General features: G+C 72.1%; 21 protein-coding genes and 1 pseudogene. 10 read left to right on the top strand and 12 right to left on the bottom strand.

Annotated features, from left to right (window positions below; genetic code table 11):
* Window positions 1–10: 10 nt before the first annotated feature.
* Entirely contained in the window at window positions 11–778 is a 768-nt protein-coding gene (locus OEIGOIKO_RS15635) for an alpha/beta hydrolase (protein ID WP_125054572.1), read from the bottom strand.
* Between the two features lie 103 nt (window positions 779–881).
* Between OEIGOIKO_RS15635 and OEIGOIKO_RS15630 the strand changes: the two genes are divergently transcribed.
* Both OEIGOIKO_RS15630 and OEIGOIKO_RS15625 read left to right on the top strand, forming a co-directional pair.
* Window positions 882–2042 (top strand): adenosine deaminase, encoded by a 1161-nt coding sequence (locus tag OEIGOIKO_RS15630; protein ID WP_125054571.1) that lies wholly within the window; start codon window positions 882–884, stop codon window positions 2040–2042.
* A gap of 138 nt (window positions 2043–2180) precedes the next feature.
* Entirely contained in the window at window positions 2181–2444 is a 264-nt protein-coding gene (locus OEIGOIKO_RS15625; protein WP_125054570.1) for a hypothetical protein, read from the top strand.
* Between the two features lie 89 nt (window positions 2445–2533).
* Here the strand turns inward: OEIGOIKO_RS15625 and OEIGOIKO_RS15620 are convergent, their stop codons facing one another.
* From OEIGOIKO_RS15620 to afsQ1, 5 genes are all read right to left on the bottom strand, one after another.
* Window positions 2534–2740, bottom strand: a complete 207-nt coding sequence (locus OEIGOIKO_RS15620) for a PspC domain-containing protein (protein WP_125054569.1) — start codon at window positions 2738–2740, stop codon at window positions 2534–2536.
* Between the two features lie 49 nt (window positions 2741–2789).
* A complete protein-coding gene (locus OEIGOIKO_RS15615) occupies window positions 2790–3302 on the bottom strand; it encodes a VanZ family protein (RefSeq protein ID WP_174857165.1) in 513 nt (170 codons plus the stop codon).
* A gap of 138 nt (window positions 3303–3440) precedes the next feature.
* Window positions 3441–4133: a hypothetical protein gene (locus tag OEIGOIKO_RS15610; protein WP_246177356.1), complete on the bottom strand. Its 693-nt coding sequence runs from the start codon at window positions 4131–4133 to the stop codon at window positions 3441–3443.
* Window positions 4130–5956, bottom strand: a complete 1827-nt coding sequence (locus OEIGOIKO_RS15605) for a sensor histidine kinase (RefSeq protein WP_371858924.1) — start codon at window positions 5954–5956, stop codon at window positions 4130–4132. Before OEIGOIKO_RS15605 ends, OEIGOIKO_RS15610 begins: the two co-directional genes overlap by 4 nt.
* On the bottom strand, window positions 5953–6630 hold the full coding sequence (afsQ1, locus tag OEIGOIKO_RS15600) for a two-component system response regulator AfsQ1 (RefSeq protein WP_004571966.1): 678 nt from the start codon (window positions 6628–6630) through the stop codon (window positions 5953–5955). Before afsQ1 ends, OEIGOIKO_RS15605 begins: the two co-directional genes overlap by 4 nt.
* A gap of 219 nt (window positions 6631–6849) precedes the next feature.
* Between afsQ1 and OEIGOIKO_RS15595 the strand changes: the two genes are divergently transcribed.
* Window positions 6850–7647, top strand: coding sequence for a SigE family RNA polymerase sigma factor (locus OEIGOIKO_RS15595; RefSeq protein ID WP_125054568.1), 798 nt, complete (start codon window positions 6850–6852; stop codon window positions 7645–7647).
* A 178-nt stretch (window positions 7648–7825) separates the two neighbouring features.
* Here OEIGOIKO_RS15595 and OEIGOIKO_RS15590 read toward each other — a convergent pair whose 3' ends face one another.
* Window positions 7826–8524: a uridine kinase family protein gene (locus tag OEIGOIKO_RS15590; protein ID WP_246177355.1), complete on the bottom strand. Its 699-nt coding sequence runs from the start codon at window positions 8522–8524 to the stop codon at window positions 7826–7828.
* A gap of 137 nt (window positions 8525–8661) precedes the next feature.
* Between OEIGOIKO_RS15590 and OEIGOIKO_RS15585 the strand changes: the two genes are divergently transcribed.
* Window positions 8662–9063: a hypothetical protein gene (locus OEIGOIKO_RS15585; protein WP_125054567.1), complete on the top strand. Its 402-nt coding sequence runs from the start codon at window positions 8662–8664 to the stop codon at window positions 9061–9063.
* A 124-nt stretch (window positions 9064–9187) separates the two neighbouring features.
* On the opposite strand, the gene OEIGOIKO_RS15580 is transcribed toward OEIGOIKO_RS15585, so the two are convergent.
* From OEIGOIKO_RS15580 to deoC, 3 genes are read right to left on the bottom strand one after another with little or no spacing between them, the layout of a single operon-like run.
* On the bottom strand, window positions 9188–10066 hold the full coding sequence (locus tag OEIGOIKO_RS15580; RefSeq protein WP_125054566.1) for an aldehyde dehydrogenase family protein: 879 nt from the start codon (window positions 10064–10066) through the stop codon (window positions 9188–9190).
* The gene (locus OEIGOIKO_RS15575) at window positions 10059–11495 is read right to left on the bottom strand and encodes an aldehyde dehydrogenase family protein (RefSeq protein ID WP_125054565.1); all 1437 of its coding nucleotides are present in this window, start codon (window positions 11493–11495) and stop codon (window positions 10059–10061) included. The genes OEIGOIKO_RS15580 and OEIGOIKO_RS15575 overlap by 8 nt, the downstream gene beginning before the upstream one ends.
* Before the next feature lie 4 nt (window positions 11496–11499).
* Window positions 11500–12495, bottom strand: a complete 996-nt coding sequence (gene deoC, locus OEIGOIKO_RS15570) for a deoxyribose-phosphate aldolase (RefSeq protein WP_174857300.1) — start codon at window positions 12493–12495, stop codon at window positions 11500–11502.
* 644 nt (window positions 12496–13139) lie between these two features.
* On the opposite strand from deoC, the gene OEIGOIKO_RS15565 reads away from it, so the two are divergent.
* The 4 genes from OEIGOIKO_RS15565 (at window position 13140) to OEIGOIKO_RS42240 (ending at window position 16760) form a co-directional block, all read left to right on the top strand.
* Window positions 13140–14306 (top strand): hypothetical protein, encoded by a 1167-nt coding sequence (locus tag OEIGOIKO_RS15565; RefSeq protein ID WP_125054563.1) that lies wholly within the window; start codon window positions 13140–13142, stop codon window positions 14304–14306.
* Window positions 14303–14950 (top strand): class F sortase, encoded by a 648-nt coding sequence (locus OEIGOIKO_RS15560; protein ID WP_246178012.1) that lies wholly within the window; start codon window positions 14303–14305, stop codon window positions 14948–14950. Before OEIGOIKO_RS15565 ends, OEIGOIKO_RS15560 begins: the two co-directional genes overlap by 4 nt.
* An 85-nt stretch (window positions 14951–15035) precedes the next feature.
* Window positions 15036–15680, top strand: a complete 645-nt coding sequence (locus OEIGOIKO_RS15555; RefSeq protein ID WP_125054562.1) for a PH domain-containing protein — start codon at window positions 15036–15038, stop codon at window positions 15678–15680.
* Between the two features lie 378 nt (window positions 15681–16058).
* The gene (locus OEIGOIKO_RS42240; protein WP_176602587.1) at window positions 16059–16760 is read left to right on the top strand and encodes a hypothetical protein; all 702 of its coding nucleotides are present in this window, start codon (window positions 16059–16061) and stop codon (window positions 16758–16760) included.
* Between the two features lie 481 nt (window positions 16761–17241).
* Here the strand turns inward: OEIGOIKO_RS42240 and OEIGOIKO_RS15540 are convergent, their stop codons facing one another.
* The gene (locus OEIGOIKO_RS15540) at window positions 17242–18090 is read right to left on the bottom strand and encodes an alpha/beta fold hydrolase (protein WP_170251710.1); all 849 of its coding nucleotides are present in this window, start codon (window positions 18088–18090) and stop codon (window positions 17242–17244) included.
* 76 nt (window positions 18091–18166) lie between these two features.
* Between OEIGOIKO_RS15540 and OEIGOIKO_RS15535 the strand changes: the two genes are divergently transcribed.
* Entirely contained in the window at window positions 18167–18571 is a 405-nt protein-coding gene (locus OEIGOIKO_RS15535) for a MerR family transcriptional regulator (RefSeq protein WP_125054559.1), read from the top strand.
* A gap of 227 nt (window positions 18572–18798) precedes the next feature.
* Window positions 18799–19577: pseudogene (locus tag OEIGOIKO_RS15530) on the top strand (IS5 family transposase); the annotation flags it as partial.
* A 66-nt stretch (window positions 19578–19643) separates the two neighbouring features.
* Here OEIGOIKO_RS15530 and OEIGOIKO_RS42110 read toward each other — a convergent pair.
* Window positions 19644–21074 (bottom strand): hypothetical protein, encoded by a 1431-nt coding sequence (locus tag OEIGOIKO_RS42110; protein ID WP_174857164.1) that lies wholly within the window; start codon window positions 21072–21074, stop codon window positions 19644–19646.
* Between the last annotated feature and the right edge of the window lie 64 nt (window positions 21075–21138).

The raw sequence follows: 21138 nt of genomic DNA, 5'->3' as shown, positions 1-21138 counted from the left end.
GCGCCCCTTCCTAGTGCTTCAGCGACTCCCCGAAGCCCGACGCCAGCGGCATCCGCAGGCCCAGCGGCGGCGGTGCCGCCAGCGCGTCCGCGACCGGGCGGGCGTAGCTGTGGGCGAAGAGCGAGCCCAGGACGAAGTCGGCGGCCAGCGCCAGAACTTCGGAGCGGTGCTGGTACAGGGCGTGGCCGTCCGAGTGGACCTCGAAGCGGCAGACGTCGCGGTTGATCTTCTTGGCGCGTTCGGCGTAGCGGTAGGAGAGGTCCGGGTCGGTCCGCTCGTCGTTGGTGCCGTGGACGAGCAGTACCCGCCGGCCGGCGAGCTGTTTCACCGGTACGGAGTCGGCGCCTTCCGGGCCCAGGTCGGGTATCCACGGTGCCAGCGCCAGGACGGAGTTGACCGCCGGGTGGCCCGCGGCGTGCAGTGCGGCGCGGGCGCCCATGCCCGTACCGGCCAGGCAGACCGGTACGTCCCCGTACCGCCGCACCACCTCGTCCAGCGCCCAGGCGGCGTCCGCCGCGGGATGGGCCGCCGTGCCGTTCCAGCCGCGGCAGCGGTAGTGCACGACGTGGGCCACCAGGCCCTCCGTACGCCCCGCACGGGCGAGCCGGGCGGCCAGCGGACGGGCCGCCAGGGTGGACAAGGGGGAGGGGCGCCGGGTGCCCGAAGGGCCGCCCTCCGGCAGTAACAGCGCGACGCCGCACACCGCCCGTCCCGCTCCGGCCGCTCCCCGCGGTTTCCCCAGCCGGGCACCGCGCACCGGCAACGCTTGCTGAGCCATGACCGAAACGATGGCAGAAGGCGAGCCCGCGGCCACCCCGTGTACGGGTCACCGTTGGGTATCGTTCGTGAAGTTCTACGCGCGTAGGGGCTACAGTGCCGAGATGACGAGCGAGACCACCACCCTGCCGACCGTCGACCAGATCCGCCGCGCGCCCAAGGTGCTGCTGCACGATCACCTCGACGGCGGCCTGCGCCCCGCCACCATCGTCGAGCTGGCCCGTGAGACCGGGTACAACGGCCTGCCGGAGACCGACCCCGAGAAGCTCGGTGTCTGGTTCCGCGAGGCCGCCGACTCCGGTTCGCTGGAGCGCTACCTGGAGACCTTCGCGCACACCTGTGCCGTCATGCAGACCCGCGAGGCGCTGACGCGGGTGGCGGCCGAGTGCGCCGAGGACCTGGCCGCGGACGGCGTCGTGTACGCCGAGGTCCGGTACGCGCCCGAGCAGCACCTGGAGAAGGGCCTCACCCTCGAAGAGGTCGTCGAGGCGGTCAACGAAGGGTTCCGCGAGGGCGAGCGGCGGGCCCGCGCGGCCGGCCACCGCATCCGCGTCGGCGCCCTGCTGACCGCCATGCGGCACGCGGCCCGGGCCCTGGAGATCGCCGAACTGGCCAACCGCTACCGCGATCTCGGCGTCACCGGGTTCGACATCGCGGGCGCCGAGGCCGGCTTCCCGCCCACCCGCCACCTCGACGCGTTCGAGTACCTGAAGCGGGAGAACAACCACTTCACGATCCACGCGGGCGAGGCGTTCGGCCTGCCGTCGATCTGGCAGGCCCTCCAGTGGTGCGGCGCCGACCGGCTCGGCCACGGCGTGCGCATCACCGACGACATGGAGGTCGCCGACGACGGCTCGGTGAAGCTGGGCCGGCTCGCCTCGTACGTACGGGACAAGCGCATCCCGCTGGAGATGTGCCCCACCTCCAACCTCCAGACCGGCGCGGCGACTTCGTACGCGGAGCACCCGATCGGCCTGCTGCGCCGGCTCCAGTTCCGGCTGACGGTCAACACCGACAACCGGCTGATGAGCGGTACGAGCATGTCACGGGAATTCGAGCACCTGGTCTCGACATTCCGCTACACGCTCGACGACATGCAGTGGTTCACCGTCAATGCGATGAAGAGCGCGTTCATTCCTTTCGATGAACGCCTGGCGATGATCAACGATGTCATCAAGCCCGGTTACGCCGAACTGCGGTCCGAATGGCTCTTCCGCCAGGTGGATGCCGAGCCCGCGGTGATCAGCGAGTATCGCTCCGAGTAACCGGAACGGTTACGGGAGAAGGGAACGGCCGGGGTGTCAAGCGCCGGTCGTTTTCCGTTCCCGGCGGGTGTTTGCGGCGTGTCGGTGGTGTCACTAGATTCCGGTCCGGTCGAACTCCCATCACAAGGATGTATTTCCATGAAGCAGGGAACCATCAGGACTCTCGGTGCCGCCGCGCTCGGCGTCGCCTTCGCCGCCGCGGCGGCCGGTACGGCCTCCGCCGCCTCGGCGGTCGACAACGTACCGGGCGATGTCGCGGGGACGCTGCAGGGCCTGCAGGTCGAGGAGACCGCCAAGGGCGTGACCGGTGACCAGGGCGGCGATCACAAGCTGAAGGCCAACAACAAGGGCAACCTGCTCGGCGGCCTGCCCGCCGGGGGCCTCACCAAGGCGCTCGGCTGAGTCACCGGCTCCGCGACGCGTCCCGGAGGGGACACGGCTGTGCCCCGGCCCGTACTTCATGTACGGGCCGGGGCACAGCCGTACGGGGCCTACCAGGCGCTCCGGTGGGCCTTGTCCTCGGAGGGCAGGAACAGCCACAGGGCCAGGTAGATCAGGAACTGCGGGCCCGGAAGCAGGCACGAGAGCAGGAAGAGCACGCGCATCGTGCCGGGCGAGGTGCCGAAGCGCCGCGCCAGGCCCGCGCACACTCCGGCGATCATCCTGTTGTTGCGGGGGCGGACCAGTGCGGCGGCCATGGTTCTCGACTCCTTTTCGACCGGGTACGGGACTGTCTGCCCCGATGTCTCAAAGGTAGGTCCGGGAGCCCGACAGGGCGTCGGCCTGCGGTGCGAGGTGAACCCTGGCCCTCGTGGGGGTCGGCCGCACGGGCGGGTCCTCCTTGCGGCGTAGCCGGTACCGGACCCCTGGTACGACCAGCAGGTGCGCCAGTACGACCCCGGCCGTGTTGAGCAGCACCATGTCCACGTCGGGCACCCGGCCGGGTATGCCGGCCTGCAGCAGTTCGATCGCCAGCGAGACCATCGCGCCGGTGAAGGCCGTACGTGCCAGGGAGCCCAGCGGAGAAACGTTCAGGCGGCCCGCTGTCATCGGCAGCAGAATGCCCAGCGGCGCCAGCAGCAGCACCGCGCCCCCGAGACTCTGCACGGCCTCCCACGGCCCGTGCGCCAGCTCCGCGCGGATCGTCGCCAGCGGCCGGAGGTTCGCGGCGGGCACCCAGGGAACCGTACGGGGGCGCAGCGACAGCCAGCCGACGATCAGCAGATGCGCCACGAGGAGGACGGCTCCCGCGGCGCGCATACGGAGGGCGGCGGTACCGCCGCGGCCATGACCCTGCACACAGGCCAGGACGCGGCTACCGGCGGCCGCGGTTCCGTAAGGGCCGAGGCCCGGGCTCCGGGGGCCGGGCGGCGGGGGCCGTGGTCCGCCCGCCCGCCGTCAGCCCGACGTCCCCGGAGCGTCCGACCCCGCGCCCAGCACACTGTCCGGGTGCGTGCGCACCTCGTCCGAGCAGGGGTAACGCTGCGGATGTCCGTCGCCGGGGCCGCCCAGTACCGCGGCGTGCGTACGGCCCAGGGCCGCGCTCTCGCCGAACGTGCACACGATCTGGGCGAGCGCGAAGGACGGCAGGTCCTCCGGCCGCGCGCTCAGCCGCAGTGTCCCCTCGGGGTCGCCCGCGCGCGGGCCGGACACCTCCAGGTTCTCCGGCACCGCCGTGACGAACCCGGCCTCCTCCTCGACAGGCCCCGGCTGCTCCTGGAGCTCGTCCAGCAGCGCGCGGGCCGACCGGAGACGGTCGGCGGGCTGCTGCTTGGGGTTGGTCACGGTGCGTTCCACCGGGGCCAGCGCCGAGCTGCACTCCAGGTAGACGGTGACCCGAGAGCTGTCGGGCGGGACGGGGGCGACCGAGTCCGCAGGAACCTTGCAGCTGACCCGGGAGGGCGCGCCCCCGGCGTCGACCGGCACGGACGTACCGCGGATGCCGCAGCTCGCCAGCGCCGGTACGAGGGCGCCCAGCGCCACGGCCGTCGTCAGTACCGCGGTCCGGCGCCGGGGCGAGGGCCGGGTGCGGGTACGGGCGCGGGTACCGGGCCCCGGTCCGGCCGACGGGGTACGGGTGTGCCACGTCATCGGCCGTCACCGCCTTCCGTGCCGCGGGCTTCGGTGCCGCGGTGCTCCGTGCCTCCGGAACCGGCGTCCGTGCCGCTCCCCGCGTCCTCACGGGCGCCCGCGTCCGTACCGGTGCCCGCGTCCGTGCCGCTCCCCGCGTCCTTACGAGCACCCGCGTCCTTACGAGTGCCCGCGCCCGTACCGCTCCCCGCGCCCGTGCCGACCCGCGCATCCTCACCGGCGCCCGCGTCCGTATCCGTGTCCGTCTCTTCGGCCGGTCCGGCGGCCGAAAGGCCCACCGGCAGCCGCAGGGTGAAGACCGCGCCGCCTTCCGGCGAGTTCGCGGCCGTGATCTCACCGCCGTGGATGTGGGCGTTCTCCAGCGCGATCGACAGGCCCAGACCGCTGCCCTCCGACCGCGGCCGGGAGGCGCTCGCCTTGTAGAAGCGGTCGAAGACGTGCGGCAGGACCTCCTGCGGGATGCCGGGCCCGTGGTCCCGTACCCGGATCAGCAGATCCTCGCCGTCCGGCGTGGCCTCGGTGCGGACCGACACCCGGACCGGCGAGCCGCCGTGCTTGAGCGCGTTGCCGATGAGGTTGGCCAGGATGACGTCGAGGCGGCGCGGGTCCAGCCGGGCCACGATGCCGCGCTCGGCGTCCAGCTCGACCGCGTCCAGCCAGGCCCGCGCGTCGATGCACGCGGTCACCTGGTCGGCGACGTCCACCTCGTCCTGCACCAGCCGGGCCGTCCCCGCGTCGAAACGGGTGACCTCCATCAGGTTCTCCACCAGGTCGTTCAGCCGCCGGGTCTCGCTGACCACCAGCTTCACCGCGGGCGCGATCATCGGGTCGAGGGAGTCCTCCTCTTCCTCCAGCACCTCGGTGACCGCCGTGATCGCCGTCAGCGGCGTCCGCAGCTCGTGCGACATGTCGGCGACGAAGCGGCGGGAGGACGCCTCGCGGCCGCTCAGCTCCTCGACCCGCTGCTCCAGGCGTTCGGCCGTGCGGTTGAAGGTGCGCGAGAGGTCGGCGAGTTCGTCGGTGCCGGTCACCCGCAGCCGGGTGTCCAGCCGCCCCTCGCCCAGCTGCCGGGCCGCGTGGCCCAGGCGCTGCACGGGCCGCAGCACGGTGGTCGCGGCGGCCTGCGCCAGCAGCGCGGAGCCGACCAGCGCCAGCGCGGTGGCGATACCCAGCGACCAGGCCAGCGAGTTGAGATCCTGCCGCTCGGTGGCCAGCGACTTGAGCATGTAGCCGGTCGGGCCGCCGCCGTTCATCCGGGCCCCGGCGACGAGGTACGGGGTGTCCCGCAGCTCCTTGCGCTGCCAGTACATGTGGTACGGGACGCGGTTGCCGTCGTCCAGCGCGCGCTTCTCGTTGACCGCCGTCTGCAACGGCCTGGGCACGGTCTTGAGCGTGAACAGGTCCTTGTCGGTGGACGCCACGCACTGCTTGCCGTCGCTGCCCTGCGCGACCAGCAGGACCGCGTAGTTCTGCGGCCCGCCCGCCATCTGCCGTGCCGCGTCGTCCAGCTCCGAGCACCGTGGCCGCAGCGACAGCGAACGAGTGCTGTCCTCCAGCGACTTGCGGAAGTCGTTGAGCGCGGAGTTCTGGGTACGGTCCAGCACGGTGTTGCGGTTGAGCCAGTACGCGATGCCGGAGGCGGAGACCGCCGCGGTCAGCGCGACGAGCGCGAAGACGAACACCAGCCGCAGCCGCAGGCTGGTCCAGCGCAGCAGGCCGAGCGCCCGTACGCACCGCCGCAGGAAGCCGGGCCGCTCCGGCGCGCCCGCGCCGTCACCGGCCGCTTCGGCATCCGTACGGCTCTCGGGCGAGCGCTCCGTCACTGCGGGGTGTCCAGCCGGTAGCCGACACCGCGCACCGTGCGGATCAGGGTCGGCGAGGACGGTACGTCCTCCACCTTCGCGCGAAGGCGCTGTACGCACGCGTCCACCAGCCGCGAGTCACCGAGGTAGTCGTGCTCCCACACCAGCCGCAGCAGCTGCTGCCGGGACAGCGCCTGACCGGGGCGGCGGCTCAGCTCCAGCAGCAGGCGCAGCTCGGTCGGGGTCAGCTGGAGGTCCTCGCCGTTCTTGGTGACCGTCATGGCCGAGCGGTCGATGACCAGGGAACCGAACGTCGCCGCGTCGTTGGACTCCCGCTCCCCGCGCCGCAGCACGGCCCGGATCCGGGCGTCCAGCACCCGCCCCTGCACCGGCTTGACCACATAGTCGTCCGCGCCGGACTCCAGCCCGACCACCACGTCGATGTCGTCGTTGCGCGCGGTCAGCAGGATGATGGGCAGCTGGTCCGTCCGCCTGATCCGCCGGCACACCTCGAAACCGTCGATGCCCGGCAGCATCACGTCCAGCACGATCAGGTCCGGGCGCTGCTCGCGCAGCAGCTTCAGGCCGTCCTCGCCCGTCGCCGCGGTCACCACACGGTGACCCTGGCGCGACAGGGAGAGTTCGAGGGCCGTGCGGATGGCGTCGTCGTCCTCGATCAGCAACAGGAAAGGCACACCGGCCATTCTGGCCCATGGGGGACCAGGACTTCGACCTGCACGGCGTCCGGCGGGGCCCGTGCCCCGGCCCGCCCCGCGTCCGTACGGCGCTCCGGCCGCGACCCTCCCGCTGTGACAGGGCTGTGACAGACGGCAGACAGCGTCATGAAACTGCTTCGGCAGAGTTTTCCCCATCACGAACCGAAGCAAGCAGGGTCTACCGACGGGGGGCGCGCGATGAACACACTGCACAGCACCACGACCAGCGCAGTCATCACGCGTCTGCACGATGTCGGCCGGGCCACCGAGAAGTCCGGTGCCGTGGGCGGGCGGGGGTGCGCTCGCGGCACCGGGCGTCATCGCATTCCCTACATGGTCGCGATCGACGCGATGACGCACGACGGGGGACACGGGGGGACCGACGGGGGAGACGGTGGTCCCGCCGCGGCGCCGGCGTACAGGGAAGGCACGGGGGAACGGCGCTCCGCGTCGCAGGCGGAGGAAACGGGGGACGCCGCCGCGGCGTTCACCGCCTACGTCCAGGAGCGCCGCGCTTCCCTGTACGCCACCGCCTACCACCTGACCGGCGACCGCTTCGAGGCCGAGGACCTGCTGCAGAGCGCGCTGTTCTCGACCTACCGGGCGTGGGACCGGATCAGTGACAAGGCGGCGCTGGGCGGCTACCTGCGCCGCACGATGACCAACCTGCACATCAGCGCGTGGCGCCGCCGCAAGCTGAACGAGTACCCGACCGAGGAGCTGCCGGAGACGGCCGGGGACACGGACGCGATGCGCGGCACGGAGCTGCGCGCGGTGCTGTGGCAGGCGCTGGCCCGGCTGCCCGAGACGCAGCGCACGATGCTGGTGCTGCGCTACTACGAGGGCCGTACGGACCCGGAGATCGCGGACATTCTCAACATCAGTGTCGGCACGGTGAAGTCCAGCATCTGGCGCTCCCTGCGCCGGCTGCGCGAGGACGACGTCCTCAGCTTCGGCCGTGACGAGCAGGAGTCCTTCGGCGAGCTGGTGGCCTGAGGGCGGGGAAGACGGGGGGACCACGGGGGAGCGAGGAAGAGGGGGACGGGGGATCCCGAGGGGGGACCACGGGGGACACGGGGGGATGAGGAGCGGGTTCGGCCGGCCGGGGGGTACGGCGCGAATCCGCTCCTTCGCCGTTCGGGCCGCGCGGCGGGCCCGGACGGTCTTCGGCTGTTCAGGCGCGGGCGGTCGCCGTCGCGGGGGCGGTGGGGGGTGCGGGGGCCGTGGCGGCGTGGCCGGTCCCGTCGATGGCGCCGGCCGCGTCACGGGCCGCCGCTATCCGGGCCAGCGCCTCCGGCTTCGCGCACGGGTGGGCGCCCAGCGCCGTGTGCCGGGCGACGATCGCGCCCTCGGCGCGCAGCAGGCGCAGCCCGCGGCGCAGCAGGACCGGCACCGGCTTGCGGGCCTCGCGCAGGTCACGGGCGAGCCGCCGCCGGAAGGTCGTGGTGGGGCGGCCGCGCAGGCACAGCGCGTCGGCGAGCAGTCCGGCCGTGCGGCAGCGCTCGACGATGTCCGCCGCGAAGATGCCCTCCGCGAGGAACAGCGGCGCCTCGCCCCGCTCCAGAACCGTTTCGCCGACCCGTGCGCTGGCGGCGATGTCGTACACCGGTACGGCCGTACGTCCCGTACGGCAGAGTTCCTCGATCGCGGCCACGGCGGCACCCGCGTCCCACGACAGCGGCGAGTCCCAGTCGGTGCCGCCGCCGTCGGCCAGCGTCGGCAGGGTCGGGTCCGTGGCCTCCTTGTAGAAGTCGTCGAGGTTGAGCACGGGCAGGCCACTGCGGGCGGCGAGGGACGACTTGCCGGAGCCGGAGGGGCCGGTCAGCAGGACGACCCGGGCGGCGGGCGGCCGGGCGGCGGTGTGGGAGCTCACGGGGAGCCATTGTCGCGCATTGGGCCGTGCGGGCTACCCGGAGCGCGCTCGCTGGAACGGTCCGGCACCGCTCAACTACGCTTCGCAATCGTTCGATTACTCAATCATTTCCTTGGCGACGCACAGGCAGGTGGCACATGGCCTCACATGCACGACCCCGGCACCGGCGCCGCGTACCGCGCGGTCTGACGCGCGCGGGGCTGGCGCTCACGGTGGCCGGTGCGGCGCTCGCGGCGGCCGGTGCGGCACCGGCGGGCGCGGCGTCCGGCCGCGAGAGCGACCTCGACGTCCAGGCGGCCGGCAAGGCGCTGGGAGGCGCGTTGCAGCACTCCCTCGCGGGCGGCGTCGGGCCGGTCAAGAGCCTCAAGCTGGACCCGCTCGCGGGCACCACCGCCGACCCGCTGACCAACAAGATCGGCACTCAGGTCGCCGACTTCAAGCCGCTGACCACCGGCATCGTGACGGATCCGATCGCCGGTGGCGGCGCGTTGGAGGATCTGCCGCTGACCGGCGCGGCGGTCGGGCTGCTGCCCGGCTGAGACCGCCGGGTACGGGGCGGAACGCGGACCGCCCGCCCTCATGGACGGATGAGGGCGGGCGGCGTACTTCCGCGGGCGCGGACGCGCGCGGAAGCCAGGGCCCGCGGGCGCGCGGGCCGGGGGATCAGACCCCCATCGGGTGCCAGACGGTCTTCGTCTCCAGGAAGGCCAGCATCCGTTCCGTACCGGGGTCGGCGCTCCAGTCGGCGACGCCGTCCACAGCCTGTGGACGCAGGACGCGCTTGAGGTTGTCGGCCGCGGCCGTCTCCAGCGCCTTGACCAGCTCCGCGTCGGCCGCGGCGCCCGCCAGGTCGATCGCGTTGACGTCCTGGTGCGCGGCCAGCGGCCCGCCCAGCTCGTTGACGCGTCCGGACAGCACGTTGACCACGCCGCCCGGCAGGTCGGAGGTGGCCAGCACCTCGCCCAGCGACAGCGCGGGCAGCGGCGACTTCTCGCTGGTGACGACCACGACCGTGTTGCCCGTGACGATCGCCGGGGCGATCACCGACACCAGGCCGAGGAACGACGACTCCTGCGGCGCCAGCACGGCCACCACACCGGTCGGCTCCGGGGAGGACAGGTTGAAGTACGGCCCGGCGACCGGGTTCGCGGAGCCCGCGATCTGGGCGACCTTGTCGGACCAGCCCGCGTACCAGACCCAGCGGTCGACCGCCGCGTCCACCTGCGCCGCCGCCTTGGCCTTCGACAGGCCCTCGGCGTCGGCCACCTCCGCGGCGAACTGCTCGCGGCGGCCCTCCAGCATCTCCGCGACGCGGTAGAGGATCTGGCCTCGGTTGTACGCGGTCGCGCCGGACCAGCCGCCGAACGCCTTACGGGCCGCGACCACCGCGTCCCGGGCGTCCTTGCGGGACGACAGGGGCGCGTTGGCGAGCCAGTTGCCCTTGGAGTCCGTCACCTCGTACACCCGCCCGCTCTCGGACCGGGGGAACTTGCCCCCGACGTACAGCTTGTAGGTCTTGAGAACGCTCAAGCGATCAGACATCGAGGTACGCCTCCAGACCGTGCCGGCCGCCCTCGCGGCCGAAGCCCGACTCCTTGTAGCCGCCGAACGGCGAGGCCGGGTCGAACTTGTTGAACGTGTTGGACCAGACGATGCCCGCCCGGAGCTTGTTCGCCATCCACAGGATGCGCGAGCCCTTCTCCGTCCAGACGCCCGCCGACAGCCCGTACGGGGTGTTGTTGGCCTTGGCGACCGCCTCTTCCGGCGTACGGAAGGTGAGCACCGACAGCACCGGCCCGAAGATCTCCTCCTGGGCGATGCGGTGGGCCTGGGTGACGCCGGTGAACAGCGTCGGCGCGAACCAGTAACCGGCGTCGGGCAGTTCGCAGGACGGGGCCCAGCGCTCGGCACCCTCGGACTCGCCCGCGTCCGCCAGCTCCGTGATACGGGCCAGCTGCTCGGCGGAGTTGATCGCGCCGATGTCGGTGTTCTTGTCCAGCGGGTCGCCGACGCGCAGCGTGCTCATCCGGCGCTTGAGCGCCGCCAGCAGCTCGTCCTGCACGGACTCCTGCACCAGCAGGCGCGAACCCGCGCAGCACACGTGGCCCTGGTTGAAGAAGATGCCGTTGACGATGCCCTCGACGGCCTGGTCGATCGGCGCGTCGTCGAAGACGATGTTCGCGGCCTTGCCGCCCAGCTCCAGGGTGAGCTTCTTGTCCGTACCGGCGACGGTGCGGGCGATGGCCTTGCCGACCTCGGTCGAGCCGGTGAAGGCGACCTTGTTGACGTCCGGGTGCGCGACCAGCTCGGCGCCGGTCGAGCCGTCGCCGGTGAGGATGTTCACGACACCCTTCGGCAGGCCCGCCTGGCGGCAGATGTCCGCGAAGAACAGCGCGGACAGCGGGGTGGTCTCGGCGGGCTTGAGGACGACGGTGTTGCCGCAGGCCAGCGCCGGAGCGATCTTCCACGCCAGCATCAGCAGCGGGAAGTTCCACGGGATGACCTGGCCGGCCACGCCCAGCGGCTTCGGGTCGGCGCCGTAGCCCGCGTGGCCCAGCTTGTCGGCCCAGCCCGCGTAGTAGAAGAAGTGCGCGGCGACCAGCGGCAGGTCCGAGTCGCGGGACTCGCGGATCGGCTTGCCGTTGTCCAGCGACTCCAGGACGGCCAGCTCGCGGGAGCGCTCCTGGATCAGACGGGCGATGCGGAAGAGGTACTTGGCGCGCTCGGCGCCGGGCAGCGCCGACCACTTCTCGAACGCCTTGCGGGCGGCCTTGACGGCGCGCTCCACGTCCTCGGAGCCGGCCTGCGCGACCTCGGAGAGGACCTCCTCGTTCGCGGGCGAGACGGTCTTGAAGACCTTGCCGCCGGCCGCCTCGGTGAACTCGCCGTCGATGAACAGGCCGTAGGACGGCGCGATGTCGACGACGGCGCGCGACTCGGGCGCCGGTGCGTATGCGAATGCTGAGCTCATCGGTTCAGTCCACCGTGACGTAGTCGGGGCCGGAGTAGCGGCCGGTGCTGAGCTTCTGGCGCTGCATCAGCAGGTCGTTGAGCAGGCTGGAGGCGCCGAAGCGGAACCAGTCCGCGGTCAACCACTGATCGCCCAGCGTCTCGTTGACCATGACCAGGTACTTCATCGCGTCCTTGGTCGTACGGATGCCGCCGGCCGGCTTCACGCCGACCTGCACACCGGTCGTGGCGTGGAAGTCGCGGACGGCCTCCAGCATCAGCAGGGTCACCGGCGGGGTGGCGTTGACCGCGACCTTGCCGGTCGAGGTCTTGATGAAGTCGGCGCCCGCGAGCATCGCGAGCCAGGAGACCCGTCGCACGTTGTCGTACGTCTGGAGCTCGCCGGTCTCGAAGATCACCTTCAGGTGGGCGTACGAGCCGTCCTCGCGGCGGCACGCCTCCTTGACCTGCTTGATCTCCTCGAAGACCGTCATGTGACGGCCGGAGAGGAAGGCGCCGCGGTCGATCACCATGTCGATCTCGTCGGCGCCGGCCGCGACCGCGTCACGGGTGTCGGCCAGCTTGACGGGCAGCGCGGCCCGTCCCGCCGGGAAGGCGGTGGCGACGGCGGCGACGTGGATGCCGGAGCCGGTCAGGGCCTCCTTGGCGGTCGCCACCATGTCGGGGTAGACGCAGATCGCGGCGACCTTGGGGGTGCCGCGGTCGGTGGGATCGGGGTTGATCCCCTTGGCGCACAGGGCCCGGACCTTGCCCGGGGTGTCCGCTCCTTCGAGCGTCGTCAGGTCGATCATCGAGATGGCGAGATCGATGGCGTACGCCTTCGCCGTGGTCTTGATCGAGCGGGTGCCGAGGGTCGCGGCGCGGGCCTGGAGGCCGACCGCGTCGACGCCCGGGAGGCCGTGCAGGAAGCGGCGCAGCGCACCGTCGGAAGCGGTCACGTCCGCCATCGACGCCAGACGCCCCGCGGCTTCCTTGCCGTATGCGGGAACAGTGGTGGGCATGGTCACGAGGGGAGCATATCTACGCGCGTAGCTGCATGTCACCCCCTGCGGAGGGATATGGGCGCGGCGGGCGTCCGGCTGGGGGGTGGTGGAGGCGTTCGGGTGAGGGGCGGGGGTTGTACGTGACGGAGGGGGGCGGGCGGCGCCCGGGGCGAGAGTGCGGGCGGCGCCCGGGGCGAGAGTGCGGGCGTCATGCGTGACGGGGGGCCGGCGGCGCCCGGTACGGAGGTGTGCGTGGCGCCCGGAACGGGGATGTGCGCGCTGCCCGGTACGGAGGTGCGCGTGGCGCCCGGAACGGGGATGTGCGCGCGGCCCGGAGCGGAGGTGTGCGGCGGCGCCCGTGACAGGGCGCGGGTGCTGTTCGCGACGGGTGCGCCGGGGCGCGTGCGGCCGTGGTGCGCGAGCGCTCTGTAACAACGTGCGCAGGGCCCCCGTAACGGCTGTGCGCAGGCGTTCTGTAACAGGCGCGCGGTGGAGTGATGGGCTTCTGTGCGGCGACCGTTACACAACAGCGGACGGGTCGTCACGGCAGTCCCCTACCTTCAGTAGTGCCGCACCGCACCGCAGCACTTTCCGGCCTTCCGCACGAAGGGCGGCGGATGTGGTCACGTCGCCGCACGACCGACCATCCCCCGGGGGTCCTCATGACCGCACAGTCCGCCCGCCGCACACTCCGCGCCGCCGTCGCGTCCGCCGCCCTGGGTGCCGCCGTCCTCGGCTCCGCCCCCGGTGCCTTCGCCGCCACCTCCGCCACATCCGCCGCGCCTGTCACGGCGACCGCTGCCGCGCAGTCCGCCGCCGACACCGCCGCCCGCTACGAGGGCAAGCCGGTCGCCATCGGCAACGGCATGGTGGCCGTGCTGCGCAACGTGCCCGCCGCGGGCGGTCCGGAGGCATGGATCCGTTACGTCGGTCCGCAGTGGAAGCCGGGCGACTGGTACCTGGTCCGGGTGCTCGGTCTGCTCGACCGCGCCCACCCGAGCGCGCAGCTCAAGGGCCTGTCCCTGCGGCTGACCGGCCTCTCGGGCGCGTCGCCGAAGCTGCACGTCAGCGGCGGCCCCGGCGGCGCGAAGAGCTACGCGCTGCCGACGTCCGCGGCGCCCCACGCGGGCGGCAAGGCGACGGGCGGCCGGACGGCCGACGGCAAGACGGCCGACGGCAAGACGGCCGGCGAGACCGGCAGACACCAGGCGGGCCAGGCCACCGCGCACCGGACCGGCAGCGGTACGGCCTCCGGCAGCCGCAAGAGCTGCACCGTCACCCGCCGCGTGGCCATCGGCGGCGGCACCCTCGCCGTGCTGACCCGTGGCCCGCAGGGGCCCTCGGCGACGTTCGAGGACGGTCCGGGCAACGCCGTTCCCGGCGCCCGTCTCGACCGTGCGCACCCGACCCTGGCCCGCTTCGGCGCGAAGATCATCGACCCGTACGGCGCCCGCCCCAAGCTCCGCTTCAAGATGCAGGGCGGCGACTACCCGCCCGGCACCGCCAACTTCCCCGCCCTGCCCCAGGGCTGCGCCCCGGCCGCGAAGCCCGCCCCGGCCGCGAAGCCCGTCGTGCCCGCCAAGAGCAGCGCGCCCGGTGCCAAGCCCGCGGGCAGCAAGAGCCCGGGCGCGGTCGGCGCCCAGGCCACGCCGACCGGCAGCCAGACCAAGGTGCTGCCCAAGGGCGCCGTGGCCGCCGGTTACGAGGACCTGGAGCAGCCGGACACCACCCCGCTGTTCGCCGCGGGCGGCCTGTTCGCCGCGGCCGGTGCGGCGGGCGTCGTCTTCGCGGTGCGCCGCCGCCGTCAGTCCGAGGGAACGGGGTGCTGAGCCGGGGCCCTCACCGGCGCCTGCCGGGCCGTCTGCTGACGGCGGCGAGCCTGCTCCTCCTCGTGGCGGGCGGCGTACTGATCGCCCGGGGCGTCCTGAACGGCGGCACCCCGGGGGCGGCGCCGCCCGTGCACGTCGCGAACGTCGGTGCCCCCGCCGCTGCCCCGAGCGCGTCGGCCCCGGCGGCCCTGCCCGCCTCCCGGCCGGTACGCGTCCGCATACCGGCCGCCGGTGTGGACACCGGCCCGGTCCTCGGCCTGGGACTCGCCGCCGACGGCACGGTGCAGGTGCCCTCCGTGGCGCAGGCCGACCGGATCGGCTGGTACGACCAGGGCGTCACTCCCGGTGAGACCGGCCCCGCCGTCCTGATAGGCCACTACGACACCGTCGACGGCCCCGCCGTACTGCGGAACGTCGGCCGCATCGGGCCCGGCGACAAGATCTACGTCGACCGGGCGGACGGGCGCACCGCGGTCTTCGCCGTCCGGGCGCTCCAGCAGGTCGACAAGAAGGCGTTCCCCACCCAGCAGGTCTACGGCGACACCGACCGGCCCGAGCTGCGCCTGGTGACCTGTGGCGGCGGCCTGGTGGACGGCCACCGGCCGGACAACGTCGTGGTGTACGCCGATCTGGTGGCGGACTGAGCCGGCGTGCGCGCGGGCGCCCCGGCGCACGAATGATGCCGTACCGCAATGTCCGGGTTCCGGACGCTCAGGCAGAATCGCAGGCATGACGAGCCCGGAACAGTCCTCCACGCCGCAGGAGCAGTACGCGGACCGCAGCTACCGCTCGCCCGCGGCCCTCGTCGGCGGGGTGCTGCTGCTCGCGCTGGCCGCCTGGCTGGGCGGTGACGCGCTGGTGCGCGGCACGGCGCACACCAAGCTCACGGCGGTGGCCGGGCTGCTCTTCGTGGTGCCGCTGGTGGTCGCCTTCACGCTGCGTCCGCTGGTGCGGGCCGGCGCGGACCGGCTCCTGGTGCGCAACCCGTTCCGTACGATCACGCTGCCCTGGGCGGCCGTCGCCGACCTGCGGGCGTCGTTCTCCAGCGAGGTCTTCACCGCGGACGGTACGAAGTACCAGCTCTGGTCGATCCCGGTGTCGCTGCGGCAGCGCAAGAAGGCGAACCGGCAGGCGCAGCGCGCCGCCGCCGGGCGCCCGGTGCGCGGCGGCCGCGACGCGCACCTCGGCCCCGGCACGGAGGCCGGTGTGCCGCGCGCCACCGCCGACCGGTCGCTCGACGAACTGCGGGAACTCCAGGAGCGGGGCGCCGCGCGGGAGGGCGCGCAGGGCGCTCCGGTGGTGAAGTGGGCGTACGAGATTCTGGTGCCGTGCGTGGTGGGCGCGGTGGCGTTGGCGGTGCTCGTGGCGCTGTAGGGGCGGCGTCCGGATCGTCGGCGGGAAGGAGCCCGCGGTGGGCAAGCTGATCTACTCGTCCAGCAGTTGATGAACGGGAACGTGGACGGTTCTGACGGGGGCCGGGGGATTGGGACGCAGGGCGGCTCAGCGGCGTACGTTCGGTAAATGTTCGATTGTTGAACGCGGGGCGCGCGTCTCGGCCTCGGAGCCTCAACCCTCCAGGGGGCGCCGGTTTTCGCGTGTGTCAGGCTGAGCCTGGCACACGGGCGCAGCATGGAGACATGACCGATACGAAGCCCGGGAAGCCCCAGCTGTCCCCGCACGACGAGGCGGTGGCGGCTGTCGCTGAGTCTGCCCGTGTCGTCGCCGGGCTCGCACGCGGCCTGGTGCCCGCCTGTGTACGAGGAGCGCCGGTCTGATCCGGTGCGCTACCTGCGCGACGTTCTGACGATCCGCGACACGTTCCTCCCCACCCTGCTCGTGTGCGCGGCGATCGCCGGCCGCGAGTGCGGAGCGACCTGGGAACAGATCGGCGGAGTAGCCGGAATGTCGCGGCAGCCGGCCCACGAGAAGGGGGCCCATGTCGGGGCGGAATGGGCGGAATGGGCGGAAGGCGGGAGGCGGGGGCACAGCCGGGGTGAGTCCGTGGACGCGTTGCGGAGCGCGGCCCGGCTGGACGACCGGTACGCCCGCGGTCGTGACGGCAGCGACGGCAGCGACGGTATCGTCACCGGCCCGCGCGGGGTGCGCGCGGTCAGCGACGGCCTGGACGCCACGGACCGGCCAGAGCGGGACTGGGAGGAGGACCGCCCTGAGCGTCCGGCGACGGTGGCGGCGACGCGGGCCGCGCTTGCCCACTACAGCGACCACGAGTGGGGCGACCGGCCGCCGCGGTACCTGCTCGCGTTCCCGCCGGTGGACCTTCTGGCCGACGCGATGGAGTGGGGGTGGTCAGATCCGCGTGTACGCGGACACCTCATCGACGCCCTCGCCCGGCATCTGACGTACGGACGGTACGGGTGGCCCGCCGACGGGGAAGACATCTCCCGCGACCTGGTACTTGCGGAGATGATCGCGGGTGACCGTAGGTATCCCTGACCGACCGCCTACGAAACGGCCGGGCAGTAGGTGTTTTTGATCCTGGTCATCTCGTGAGCGTGGCGAAGTCGCCCACGGGATGTGCTGACCCGGTGAACCGGGATGGTGAGATGTTGCTGCGCGGTCCGGTTGCCGGTCATGGTGCCGGGGCCAGGCGCCAGAGGGACGTGATCTCCGCACGTCGAGCTGTGTGGAGTAGGGCGGCGGCGTCCTTGGAGCGTGGGTGACCGGGTTTGGTATCGATCTTGTCCATGACACGATGCTGTGCTGCCTCAACGGCGTCGAGCAGTTGCTGGCGGGTGCGGAGGCCGATGTGTTCTGCCAGGTCGGACGGGATGAGCCAGCCTTGACCGGAGCCCTGGAACCCGGCGCACACCCGACGCGACGGTCGGGCCCTCAACCTGTTCAGACTCCGGGCCCCAGCCAGAACTCACCACAAAGGGTCCGTCAGTGAGCTGGCGGCTCCTCTGCGAGAACGAGGTCAGAGGTTGTGGTCCGCCAAGAACAGTCGCACAAGCTCGTTGAAGCGACTCGGCTCCTCGAAGAAGGCAGCGTGACGAGCGCCGGGTATGCGGACCACAGCCGAGCGCCACAGAGCGGAAAACGGCAAGGCGTCCACGTGCTCCCGATTGACGAACGGATCGTCGGCTCCGTCGATGATGGCGAGCGGGACTGGAGGTGTGATCGCCAGTTGCCGCTTGTCGACGCCTTCTCCGGCCACCACGGATTCGAACATCCGTTTGCGTGCGCGTCCGTCCGCCCTGACTGCATCCGCGAGGACCTCGGGTGGCGCAGGAACAACTGTAGATTGTTCGGCCATTTCTCTCGCTTGCGCGGGAGTAAGTTTCTCCCGCCCGACGTATTCGAAGGTGGGATTGTCCAAAAATCCCGCAGAGAGTGTCTTCTCGTTCACCGGGGGAGTTCCCGTCGTGACGAGTGCTGCCACCCCGGGAAATTTGGCTGCGAGCTCATATCCGATGTATCCACCGAGGGACCATCCGACGACAGCGATGCGTTTGATCCCCAGGGAACCCAGTACTTCGATGAGCGTGTCTGCATACCCCTGATGTGTATACGCGACGAACGGATCGATCGCATCGTCCGAATCCCCATGGCCGAGCAGGTCCGCTGCCAGCACGCGGTGCTGTGCAAAGCCGCCTGAGAGCTGTGCGCGGAAGATTTTTCGTGAGGTGGAGTTCCCATGGACGAACAAGAGCGGAACCCCTGGTGCTTCGCCTTTCGGATCGGTGTCGAAGAGGGCGATCCGCCCGAAGCGCGTCTCGATGAGCCTGGAGTGGAACCCGGCGCCAATAGGAGCGTTGGTTGTCATGTGGGGTACCGTAGAACCTGACATCATGTGAGCTTCAAGTGGCAGAGGTGTAACGCACCGCACACGGAGGTCGGGGATGCGGATCGGGAAGCTCTCGCAACTCACGGGCGCTAGTGTGCGCTCGCTGCGCTACTACGAGCAGTCGGGCCTGCTGACTAGTCGGCGAGGCCCTGGCGGGCACCGCATATACGACGCGGCAGACGTTGCTCAAGTGCGCTTCATTCAGGCGCTACTGTCGGTGGGTTTGTCGACTCGGGAAATCCGCGAACTCAAGCAGCATTGCGATCAGGAACCGCATCAGGGTGTGTCTCGGACAACGGCTGTGCTCCTTGAGCAGAGGCATGTCTTGGATGGTTGTATCAGTAAGTTGTTGAAGGCCCGAGCTCAATTGGACGACTTCATAGCGGAGGTTCGAGCGCGAGATCGGGGCGTGTCCCCTCGGGGCATGTCCTATCGGGGCATGTCCTCTCACTCTGATTGAAGTATTCGACGTGGGTTTGACTGGGCGTTTGGTCCTGTCTCATCGCGTCTCGTTCGGGTTCGGCCGGTCCGTCGGCTCGGGGTGAGAGAGGCCGGTGGACCGGCCGGTGCGGGTGTGACGGCAGAGGACCTGTCTCATCCCGGCACCTCTCGTCTCCTCCCCCGACGGGGCGGTCCGCGGTCCTTCGCCCCCTCGCCAGGCCGGCCGCCGCGCGGTACCTCCCAGACATGACCTCGCGCGACGGGTACCCCAGCGACCTGTCCGACGACCGCTCGGCACTGATCGAACCCGCGCTCACCGCCCGGCGGACCCGGCGCCGCCACCACGCCCTGTCCATCGGCCGCCCGCCCGAGCACGACCTGCGGCGCATCATGGACGCCATCCTCTACGTCGACCGCACCGGCATCCCCCGGCGCTGCCTGCCCCACGACTTGCCGCCCCACCAGACCGTCTACGGACACCTTCGCCAAGTGGCAGCACGACGGCGTCTTCACCCAGCTCACCGGGTTGCTGCGGAGCCTGTTACGGCAGGCGCAGGGGCGGGACGCCGAGCCGTCGGCCTGCGTGATCGACGCGCAGAGCGTGAAGACCTGCACCAGCGTCCCCGCCGCCGGCCAGGGCACGGACGCGGCGAAGAAGATCGTGGGCCGCAAACGGAGCATCGTGATCGACACGCTCGGGCTGCTGCTCGCGGTGCTGGTCACCGCGGCCGGCGTCCAGGACTCCGTCGCCGGCACCCGGCTGGCCGGCCACATCGCCGCCCGCCCACCCCCGCCTGCGCAAGATCTGGGTCGACGGCGGCCACCGCCAGCACCTTGTCGAGCACGCCGCCCGACTCGGCATCGACATGGAAATCGTCCAACGCGCTTTCGGGACCAGAGGCTTCACTCCGGTCGCCAAGCGGTGGGCGGCGGAACGGGCACTGGGCTGGCTGATGTTCCACCGCCGCCTGGCCCGCGACTACGAGGCCCTGCCCGCCCGCTCCGAAGCCATGATTCACTTCGCCACCTCCGCCACCTCCGCCACCGACCCGCCGCCTGAGCGGTCCGTACGGTCCCGGCGCGCGGGCGCGTCACGGCGGGCCGCCGTACACCAGCGACATGTACGCCCCGAAGTACGCCGACCCCAGCGCGGCCCCCGCCAGGGCCAGCACGGCGACGCGGCGGTGTGCTCGGGCGATCGCCAGGGCCAGGGGCAGCAGCAGCGGGAATCCGGGCAGCAGGAAGCGGGCCCGGGGGAAGAAGACGCCGCCGCTGCCCAGGACGATCAGCAGCAGGACGGCGCTGAAGACCAGCAACGGCAGGGGTTGCCGGTCGCCCACGCACAGGATGAAGAGCGCTACCGACACGATCAGCACCAGCGCCACCACTACCAGGAAGAGCTGCGGGCGCGACGGGTACATCAAGAGGTCGCGCAGCGTTCGCAGCGTCTCCTTGCCGCCGTCCCACTGGTTCGCCCACTGCCGCTGGACCGCGAAGTAGCCGTCGGCGCGCCCGAGTCGCAGGCCCACCCACCCGACGTACGCGAGCCAGCCGAGCGGCGCCAGCAGCGCGCCGAGGACGATGCGGCGCACCCGGTCGCGGTCCGCGGGGAGGGGCGCGGCGAGGGGCGCGGCGAGGGGCGCGGGGTCCGGGCCGGGCCCCCGCGCGGGCTCCGGCGCGGAGTCCGGCGTGCGCACCGGAGCGGATGCCACGGTGGGTGCCGGAGCGCGCGCCGGAGTGGCCGGCCTGCCGGACGCGGGTGCCGGCGCGGGCTCCGCAGCGGCGGCCCGGCGCAGGCGCCACAGGGCGACGACGGCGCTGACACAGACCGCCGCGACCAGCGCGAGACCGGTGGGACGGGTGAGACCGGAGAGCAGACAGAGCACACCGGCCGTGACCCAGCGGTCGGTCAGCACGGCGTACAGGGACCACGCCACCAGCGCCGTGAACAGCGACTCCGTATAGCCCATCCACTGCACGACGGCGACCGGCGTGGCACCCCACAGCACGGCCAGTACGGTGCCGACCCGCGCCCCGTACAGCCGCTCGCCCACCGCGAAGATCCCCCAGGCGGCCAGCAGCGCACAGCCGACCGCGACGACCACCCCGACCGAGGCCCGCGAGCCGGGCGTCACCCCCGCGACGGCCTTCACCACCACCGGGTACAGCGGGAAGAACGCGAGGTTGCTCTCGTCGGAGCCGTTCTCGTCGAACGCGAACGAGTAACCGTGGTCCGCGATCCCCAGGTACCAGCCGGAATCCCACCGGTCGGCCAGCAGCGGCCACAGACCGCGGTGCTGGAGATGCGCCCACTTCATCAGCACGAGGGTGCCCAGCAGCCGTACGGCGGCGTAGCCGAGCAGCGCGGGCCCGGCGCGGCGCAGCAGGGCCCCGGCCGCCCGCGCGGCGGGGCCGCGGGGAGCGGGTCCCGCCACCGGTGCCAAGACGGCGGCCGGATCGGGCGCGGTCGGGTCGGACACGGCGGGAGCGGACGCGGCCGTGCCGGGCGCGGTCGGGGACACTGCGGCAACTCCTGGGTGGGCCGGGCAGGTTGTCGGACCAGACCAGGGTGTCCCGGAGCGCCGG

Origin of the sequence: Streptomyces paromomycinus (assembly GCF_003865155.1) — a bacterium.
Taxonomy (GTDB): Bacteria; Actinomycetota; Actinomycetes; order Streptomycetales; family Streptomycetaceae; genus Streptomyces; species Streptomyces chrestomyceticus.
Note: the sequence above shows the minus strand (reverse complement) of the source record. Positions and strands in the feature narration are given on the sequence as shown.